Source organism: Insulibacter thermoxylanivorax, assembly GCF_015472005.1.
GTDB classification, from domain to species: domain Bacteria; phylum Bacillota; class Bacilli; order Paenibacillales; family DA-C8; genus Insulibacter; species Insulibacter thermoxylanivorax.
Genome location: NZ_BMAQ01000016.1, coordinates 1 through 8,998 on the forward strand (window position 1 = coordinate 1; position 8,998 = coordinate 8,998).

Here is an 8,998-nt window from a genome sequence, read left to right on the forward strand (position 1 = left end):
AGGCGCTACATTGCCTGTACCTAGAGGCTCATTGCTGATCCCAATCGGCTGATTCCCTTGATATGGAGTTTGCAGTGTTTGCGGCAAGCTCGGAATGACAGATTGTGGAATGAGTTGGTCATTTTTCTTGTCATCGAAGGATGCGACACCGCTGTACATCGGATGATTAGCAAAATGTTGAGGAATCGTGCTCATGTGTTGTTGGTTCATCACCGCGAATGGTGATGTTTGCAATGGCACATTGGACATACCGCTGGACACATTGCTCGGACCATATTCATGAGGGACATTGACATCGCCATATGTCATACTTCCCATAGGAGTCATAGTCTGTCCCGAACCCGTCATCTCATAAGCACCGCTCACGTGATCCGATGCATCCCCATACTGATTGTTTCCTTGCAGATTGTTTGATCCTGTTGAATAGGTCTGCTGAGTTCCGCCCATGGATTGCATCTGCATGCCCTGCGTCTGCATATCTGTTCCGCCGGCACCTCCCGCTTCAACTGTTTGTGAAGGGAATTGCGTGAAGGGCGTCTCCACCTGACCAACTGGAGTAATCGAATGTCCGATCTCCGGCTGTCCTGGAGCGATGGAAACCGGTCCGGCTGCGATCTTAACCTTCATTCCCGGCGTGATCTTATCTGGATCTGTAATCTGTGGATTGATCGCCAACAGTTGATCCAGCCCCAGCCCATATTTTTCAGCGATCGACGAGAGCGTATCTCCCTCTTTCACGATGTAAATTCTCACTTGATGAATGCCTCCTTCAGTGCTAATTCGCTATATCATATGCACTTGGTAGGCGATTGTCATTAATTTCTCTAAACATCGCTGAACGATGCTTCATACATCGTTTCCGCTGGATGCTTGCGTTCCATGAATCGATGCTTTCTGTCGTCTCACGCACCAGTCCGCATCTACGCGCACTGAATCGATACTATATGTCGTCTCGTACAGCGGTTCCGCTTCACGCACACTGAATCGATACTTTCTGTCGTCTCACGCATCAAGTGCTGCCGTCACCCGCCAAAAAGCCCCTGCGCTGCAACCTTTGCAGCACACAGGGGCTGTAAACTGTAATTTTATATGTTCGGCTAGTTGTTCAACTATGTGTTCGACGAATCACTTGCCTTCATCCAAACGCCTGATCAATCGGCCCAATAAGCGGTCCGAACCCTCATGTCCGATTGATTAATCGTAATTGACCTTCACGCCGTCGATCTCGACGATTTTGCGGAATTCCTCGAGCAGATGCGTAGTGATCGGGCCGGCCTTGCCTTCGCCGATGATGCGGGAATCCACTTCACGCACTGCGATGCATTCGGCAGCCGTTCCTGTCAAGAATACCTCGTCTGCAACGTAGACATCATGCAGCGAGAACGGCTCTTCCTTCACCGTATAACCTTCCTTGCGAGCGATCTCGATGATCGTGTTGCGCGTGATGCCTTCGAGCGCACCGAGATAAGTCGGAGGTGTATAGATCACGCCGTTCTTGATGATGAAGATGTTGTCTCCCGTACACTCGACGACATATCCTTGGCTGTTGAGCATCAATGCTTCGCCTGCTCCGACGAGATTCGATTGAATCTTTGCGAGGACGTTGTTCAGATAGTTGAGGGACTTGATCTTCGGATTGAGCGCATCCGGCAGATTGCGCCGTGTCGAAACACTGACAATGACCAGACCGTTCTTGTAAGCTTCTTCCGGATACAGCGCCAGTTGTTCGACGATGATAACAACATTCGCCCTTTCGCAGCGGCGCGGATCCAGTCCCAGGTTCCCCGGACCGCGGGAGACGACAAGACGGATATAACCATCGCGCAGCCCGTTGCGGCGGATCGTCTCAACAAGAGCCTCCTGCATCTCATCATAAGTGAGAGGAATCTCCAAGCTGATCGACTTCGCGGAATCATACAGGCGATCCAGATGCTCTTTGCACTTGAAGATATTGCCGTTGTAGATACGGATCCCTTCAAAAATCCCGTCGCCGTATAAGAATCCGTGATCATATACCGAGATCTTCGCATTTTCCTTCGTTACGAATTCGCCATTAAGATAAATCCATTGTTGTTGCGACATCGTTATCTACACCTCCGATTGTGATGTTTCATATGAGTAACTTGGGTATGAACCCAATATGCGAACCTGACAGCCGATCGCTTCGATCTCGCTGATCGCCGCAGGAAGCAGTACGGAATCCAGCGAGCCCATAATATCGATAAGAAAATAGTAACTTCCCAGCTTCTTCCTGGTCGGACGGGATTCGATGCGAGTCAGGTTGATCCTCCGCCAGGCAAACGCCGATAACACCTGATGAAGTGCCCCTGGATAATCCTCTGGCAGCGTGACTTGCAAGCTTGTCTTATATGTGTCCGTTGGCTTAATCTGAATCGGCTGTTTGCCCACCAGGATGAAACGCGTAAAGTTATTCTTATGATCCTGGATATCTTGCGCTAACACCTGCAGTCCATATCGGCGTGCTGCAAGTACCGTGCCGATCGCTGCAACTCCCGCATCGCCGCTTGTCTTTACCAAGCGAACGCCCTCTGCAGTGCTGCTGACATGTTCCAATTCCGCATGGGGCAAGTACTTCTTAAGAAATTGGCTGCTTTGAGCAATGGCCACTGGGTGCGACATCACTTTGCGAATGCCAGCCAGCTTGACCGCTAAGAGATCCTTCTCACCTGCAGATTCTTCAGAACGTTCATCAGATACAGTTCCAGAAGTAGCCCTGGCATGTGCGTCAGATGCGGTCCCCGTGCTGAGCTCAGACCTTGCATCAGAAGCAGCCATTGAGGAGACCTCAGAATGTACATCAGAAGCAGTTCCAGGAGGATCTCCTGAAGAAGCCTCAGAAGGGGCGAACCCGATCAGATTCTGCCGCGGCGGATATACCCACTCCGCTTGAATCGGCAGATCGACCTCGTGGATGAGCCAATCCATATGCAGACTGACCGATCCTTCGATTGTATTCTCTATGGGAATGACACTGTAGTCAGTACGGCCTTCTGCTGTCGCCGTGAATACCTCGGAGATCAGCCGATAGGGGATCAGTTCAACATCCATGCCGGCGAATAGGTGTTCGGCTGCTTCCTCCGACACCGTGCCTTCCGGCCCAAGAATCGCTATGCGTGTCATGCCCTTGTTTCTCCTTTAAATCTATCGATAAATGTACCTGTTTCGCTATCCAGTGTCAACAATTCGACACCTTTCGGCGCTGGTGCTAACCACATCGTTGTCGCTTCGATCCCCGCTTCTTGTAAGGTCTCCTTGAAGAAGGTCTCCAGTTTCCCCTTCTCCTCGCTTCGTGCATCCACGAAGGCTAACATCGTCGGACCAGCCCCGCTCAGAGCAACCCCTAATGCCCCATGCTTGGGCGCCAGCTCCAGGATGTGGGACATGCCCGGGACGAGCGCCGCTCGATACGGCTGATGTAGCCGATCCTGCATCGCCTCGGCCAGCAGATCCAGGCGGCCGGCGCTTAATGCAGCAACTAGTACCGAAGAATGGCTGAGATTATAAATAGCATCCCCCATCGGGACTTCCTCCGGCAGCACCGATCTCGCATGCTTCGTCGACAGCTCGTACTCCGGAATCACGACCAGTACTTCCAGATGTTCATGCGGCTCGATCCGCACATGATAAGCACGCTTGCCGTCCCACATCGCAGCGACGATGCCGCCGAACAGAGAGGCACCAACATTGTCAGGGTGTTTCTCAATCGCTGTTGCGATCTGGAAGAGCTCATCCTGCGAGAACGGCTGCTCAATAAGCGCATTGGCCGCTGCGAGTCCGCCGACAATCGCCGAAGCACTGCTTCCGAGTCCCCGCGTCAGCGGGATCTCGCTGTACATCGAGATCTTCAGCTCCTGCTCCGATAACCCCGCCTTAGTGAAGACTTGCTGCGCCACGGTATAGACCAAATTCGACTTGTCCGTCGGAACGCCTGCCATATGCTCTCCATAGAGCTTAATCTCTGTACGGTCCGCAAGTTCCATCTCCAACCAGGCATACAGATTCAATGCCATGCCAAGACAATCGAATCCAGGTCCCAGATTGGCTGTACTTGCGGGTACTTTGACGCATATCTTGCTGCTCATGATCAACGGTCACCTTCTAACTTACGAATAGCCTCCATAACCGCTGCTTCCGTATCCGGTACAACGATCGGATCGCTCTTGACCGCATCGATTGCGTTGTTCGGGTCCTTCAGCCCATGACCCGTCAGCACGCAGACGATCGTCTCGCCGCCTTGGAAATACCCTTCCCGATGCAGTTTCATCACGCCTGCGATCGAGGCTGCCGATGCGGGTTCAGCAAAAATCCCTTCCTTAGCTGCGATCTGCTTGTAAGCATCCAGAATCTCTTCGTCCGTAACATAATTGATCTGTCCCTTGGATTCTTCCGCTGCCTGCACAGCGCTCTTCCAAGAGGCCGGATTGCCGATGCGGATCGCTGTGGCGACGGTTTCCGGATTGGGGATCGGCTCGCCTTTCACGATTGCCATGGCCCCCTCGGCTTCGAAGCCGATCATCTTCGGCAGCTTGCTTGCCTTGCCCAGCCCATGGTATTCCTTAAACCCTTTCCAATAGGCGGTGATATTGCCCGCGTTGCCTACCGGGATCGCCAGGAAGTCCGGCGCCTCGCCCAGTTGATCGACGACTTCAAAGGCCGCCGTCTTCTGTCCCTCGATGCGGTATGGATTGATGGAATTCACGAGCGTGATCGGATGCTTCGCGGTGATCTCTCGAACAATATCCAGCGCCCGGTCGAAGTTTCCTTCGATCGCGATGACCTTCGCTCCGTAGATGATCGCCTGTGCCAGCTTGCCGAGGGCGATGTTGTTGTTCGGAATCAAGACGATGCTGCTGAGGCCAGCCCGTGCCGCATAAGCCGCAGCAGAAGCGGAGGTGTTGCCCGTCGAAGCGCACATGATCGTCCGACTGCCCTCTTCTTTCGCCTTCGCTACGGCCATAACCATCCCTCTGTCCTTGAAGGAACCCGTCGGGTTGAGCCCTTCATACTTGAAATAGATGTTCAGATTCAGCTCTTCCGATAAGCGCTCGGCACGGATCAGCGGCGTATTGCCTTCATGGAGCGTGATCATCGGTGTGTGCTCTGTGATCGGCAGATATGCTTTGTACGTTTCTAATAATCCTGGATATCTCATACACTGTTAACCCCTTTAGCGTTCGATTGTCCGCAAGCGGCTGCAGCCATCTGCGGTGACTGATCGAGAATAGCAGTTTATAAAGCTGATCATTATAGAACTACATAACGTCTGCATAACTTAAACGGAATATTAAACGTTACAACGTTATACGCTGTGTACACGGGTGCCATCATGATATCCCCATGTGATCTGCATGGGTGACTTGTATCAGAACGGTGATATGCATCAAAGCGAAGCTCTAGATCAGTGATGATGAGATCAGTGATGATGAGATCAGTGATGATGAGATCAGCGATGATTGGATCAGTGGTGCTCTAATTCAGCGGTACTCTGATGCTCCAGTTCATCACCGGATATACATCAGCAGCAATATACGCGTGCTCTGCTTTATCCTTCCACGCGATATACACTGCGTACCGCCTTCACCACTTCGATCTCTTCAAACTTGGCCAATGCCTTGTTAAGGCCCGCCTTGCTGGCATCATGGGTGATGATGATGATCTCCGTCTCCTGCTCATCCGTGCCGTTGTTCGGCAGCTGGAGCACGGATTCCAAACTGATGTCATAATCGGCAAAGATCTGCGTGATCTTGGCAAGCACGCCGGCCTTATCAGCCACATGGAGGCGCATGAAGTACTTGCTCACGATCTGCTCGTCGCTCTTCAGTTTCTTCTCGTTCATGATCATGCTGCTGCGGCTGCCGTTGATGCCCGTGAGCAGATTGCGCGTGACCGCCACGAGATCCGCCACCACGGAGGTTGCCGTAGGCATATCTCCCGCTCCGGGCCCGTAGAACATCGTCTCTCCGACAGCCTGCCCATATACATAGATCGCGTTGAACACGCCGTTCACCGAAGCCAGCGGATGGCTGTCCTTCACCATCGTCGGCTGTACGCTGATGCTGATCAGATCGTCTTGACGCTCCGCGATGCCGAGCAGCTTGATCGTATATCCGAGACGCTTCGCACTGGCGATGTCGTCGCTGGTCACCTTCGAGATGCCGCGAATATCCAGATCGTTCAGCGAGAGATGTACATGGAAGCCAAGGGAGCCAAGGATGATCATCTTATAGGCCGCATCGAAGCCCTCAACGTCGGACGTCGGATCCTGCTCCGCATAACCCAGACGCTGTGCTTCAACCAGCACATCTTCGTAGGACGCCCCTTCCTGCGTCATCTTCGTCAGGATATAGTTAGTCGTCCCGTTCACGATGCCGACGATCTTCGTGATGCGATCGCTGGAGAACCCTTCCACCAGCGTGCGCAGGATCGGGATTCCGCCGGCGACACTGGCTTCATACATGATATCGCAGCGCTTCTCAGCGGCCTTCGCCAGGATCTCCGGTCCGTGCAGCGCGATGAGATCTTTATTCGCTGTGATCACTTGTTTTCCCTTGTCGAGAGCAGCCAGGATGTATTCCTTAGTCTGCTCCACACCGCCCATCACTTCAACGATAACATCGATCTCCGGGTCATTGATAACTTCCCACGGATCTTCTGTAAGCAATGCCGGATCAACGGTAACCTTACGCGATTTGTTGATATCTCTTACCGCGATCTTGCTCAGCACAAGCTCCGCACCGGTCTGCCGCTGCAGATCCTCCTGATGTCCTTCCACGATGCGAACAACACCGGAGCCGACGGTGCCTAATCCAAGCATGCCGATTCTGATCTTCTTCATATCTATCTTCCTCCTCGCCTTACCTTATCCTTGACCGATGATTTCAGCACGAGTCACGCCTTCCGTCCGCTTCAGCACGTCCATCATCTGCGGGAGCAGTTTATCCGCCATGTGCGAAGTCTCAACGGTAATAACCACATTCGCGATGCCTTGCAGCGGGATCGTCTGGTTGATCGCCAGGACATTTCCCTCATGATCAGCGATAATCGCCAGCACCTTGGACAATATGCCCGCCCGATGGTGCAGATCGAGGGCGATGATCGCAAGCCGTTCACGGTCGAGGCGCGTCAGGTCATGGATCCCGTCCTTGTACTTATAGAATGCACTGCGGCTGATTCCAACTTGCTCTACGGCTTCATTCACCGTCTTGAATTCTCCGCTGGCCAATAATTGTTTCGCCTCAACGGTTTTGATCAGCGCTTCCGGCAAGATATCACGGCGAACCAGGTAGTAGCGTTCCATCTCGTCATTAACATAATTTGTCATCATTACCTGCCCTCCGTCCCACAGGATCGCAACCCAACAAAGTCCACTCTGAATAGACTCGTGTTTCCCTGATGTGGACATTATATCGAATTCAAGCCTTCCCTGCAATAGGCATCAACAAAAAAGCCAGCCAGACATGTTGGCTGACTTAAATCATATGAAAGCCGTCTTCACATTCATCCTTCGTCTCCACACCATCAAAGATAAGGCTCTCCACAGATCTGACCAAGAATGCTAGGATGACTGGGCCGTTTGTTTCTGCATTCTCTCCGTTCTCTCATAATAGATCGTCAACAGCTTCCGCATCCATGAATTGAACAGAAGGACCAAGGTTGCGCCGTTAAGCAGCAGGAACAGCACGCCGTCCCAGAAATAATAATCGGTCACCGGATAAGACAGATAATCTCTGCCGTGCTCTAAGAAGTGCAGGAATTGCGGGATCATGACATTGAAGAACAACCTGACGCTGAAGGCCAGCCCGGCAAGATAGAAGAACGTATACACCTTAACCGCCGTCACTTCCTTCCCCCTTCTTCTTCCAAACAGCCCCTTCATCCACTCATGGGTTCTTTCCTTTAGATTCAAAGCGCCCAGCGCCGTCTCCAGCACATAATAGAGGTCTGTCTTCATGAAGACGAAAGTTTGGAAGACCAACATGACGCACAGGTATAAGCTGGCCAGTTCCAGAATCTCGTAGAGCAAATCGTTCATCTCGGGATAGATCATCCGGATGATCAGTGTAAGCGACAGCATCACGGAATCATTCAGCATGCCGGCGATGTACGGGATGATCCGTTTGCGAGGAGGCAGTTTCCAGACTTCAGAGATATCCGTCTCGAGCACGAGGAAATACAAGCGATGGCCAAAACCATAGCTGGCAGAAACATCAAAGGAACGAGCAGCGAGAAAATGGCTGAACTCATGCATCGCTAACAGCCCTAAGCTTACTCCTGCCCAGATGATGACATTCACCGTCATCGACTCCACCATATGCATCGTATGGAGTTCAGGCAGCAGATCCGGACGCGTGATGAACAAAGTAATCCAACAACCAATCGCGGCAAAATACACGAGAATGAAGGGCGTGCGGAAGAGGAATCTGCCCAAACGATTCGGCCAGCTGTCAGGGTTATGGGCTGGCACGGCCTCTTCATCAGAGATCTCCCGCAGTGTGCGGCCGTCTACCTCCGCTATTAGGTCCAGTTCAAGCAGCGCAGATACGAATTCGATCATATCGATCTCTTCATCGGGGTAACGTTCCTTCAGCTGTACTTCGATCTCATGAAGCGGCATTCCCGCTTGCAAAGCCCGGATGGCATCCACACTGGCAGAGCTCATCTCATAATATTCCCGCGCATACACGTCCTCGACGATGATATTCCGCTTATTCTCATGAATCGTTAATGGAACAAGCACGACGCGGGTTTCATAGGTTATCTGGGGCATGCGCATAACAGCCGTCACCACACTTTAACTGAATATCAATAAGGCCGCATCGAGTAGGAGGGAGCGGCTAGCCCCCGTCCTCTCACACCACCTAGCATGCGGGTCCGCACTAGGCGGTTCCAAAAGGTTGACAAAGTTCCATATAACGAGAAAGCATACTTTTCAGCCCTTTCGCTTCCCAATAGGAGTTTGGAAGGGCATTATTTGTGT

General features: G+C 52.2%; 8 protein-coding genes. All 8 read right to left on the minus strand.

The features are described from left to right. The coding region (locus PRECH8_RS08075) for a LysM peptidoglycan-binding domain-containing protein (protein ID WP_200966596.1) at window positions 1-753 on the minus strand (753 nt) is incomplete at its 3' end. Window positions 754-1,194: 441 nt separating this feature from the next. Next, complete coding sequence (gene ilvE / locus PRECH8_RS08080) at window positions 1,195-2,082, minus strand: branched-chain-amino-acid transaminase (protein WP_200966597.1); 888 nt, start codon at window positions 2,080-2,082, stop codon at window positions 1,195-1,197. 6 nt (window positions 2,083-2,088) lie between these two features. After that, window positions 2,089-3,141 carry a prephenate dehydratase gene (pheA, locus tag PRECH8_RS08085; RefSeq protein WP_200966598.1) on the minus strand — a complete coding sequence of 351 codons (1,053 nt, stop codon included), beginning with the start codon at window positions 3,139-3,141 and terminating at the stop codon, window positions 2,089-2,091. Then, entirely contained in the window at window positions 3,138-4,103 is a 966-nt protein-coding gene (gene thrB / locus PRECH8_RS08090; protein WP_200966599.1) for a homoserine kinase, read from the minus strand. The genes pheA and thrB overlap by 4 nt, the downstream gene beginning before the upstream one ends. Window positions 4,104-4,105: 2 nt before the next feature. Continuing rightward, entirely contained in the window at window positions 4,106-5,173 is a 1,068-nt protein-coding gene (thrC, locus tag PRECH8_RS08095) for a threonine synthase (RefSeq protein ID WP_200966600.1), read from the minus strand. Window positions 5,174-5,563: 390 nt separating this feature from the next. Beyond that, entirely contained in the window at window positions 5,564-6,856 is a 1,293-nt protein-coding gene (locus tag PRECH8_RS08100) for a homoserine dehydrogenase (RefSeq protein WP_200966601.1), read from the minus strand. A 24-nt stretch (window positions 6,857-6,880) separates the two neighbouring features. Beyond that, entirely contained in the window at window positions 6,881-7,342 is a 462-nt protein-coding gene (locus PRECH8_RS08105) for an ACT domain-containing protein (protein WP_242457493.1), read from the minus strand. Window positions 7,343-7,576: 234 nt separating this feature from the next. Continuing rightward, complete coding sequence (locus PRECH8_RS08110; RefSeq protein WP_207161781.1) at window positions 7,577-8,788, minus strand: hypothetical protein; 1,212 nt, start codon at window positions 8,786-8,788, stop codon at window positions 7,577-7,579. Window positions 8,789-8,998 lie beyond the last annotated feature (210 nt).

Coding starts and splice junctions, on each gene's coding strand:
- PRECH8_RS08100 (WP_200966601.1), bottom strand. CDS start 6,856: ATGAAGAAGATCAGAATCGGCATGCTTGGATTAGGCACCGTCGGCTCC.
- thrC (WP_200966600.1), bottom strand. CDS start 5,173: ATGAGATATCCAGGATTATTAGAAACGTACAAAGCATATCTGCCGATC.
- PRECH8_RS08105 (WP_242457493.1), bottom strand. CDS start 7,342: ATGACAAATTATGTTAATGACGAGATGGAACGCTACTACCTGGTTCGC.
- PRECH8_RS08110 (WP_207161781.1), bottom strand. CDS start 8,788: ATGCCCCAGATAACCTATGAAACCCGCGTCGTGCTTGTTCCATTAACG.
- ilvE (WP_200966597.1), bottom strand. CDS start 2,082: ATGTCGCAACAACAATGGATTTATCTTAATGGCGAATTCGTAACGAAG.
- pheA (WP_200966598.1), bottom strand. CDS start 3,141: ATGACACGCATAGCGATTCTTGGGCCGGAAGGCACGGTGTCGGAGGAA.
- thrB (WP_200966599.1), bottom strand. CDS start 4,103: ATGAGCAGCAAGATATGCGTCAAAGTACCCGCAAGTACAGCCAATCTG.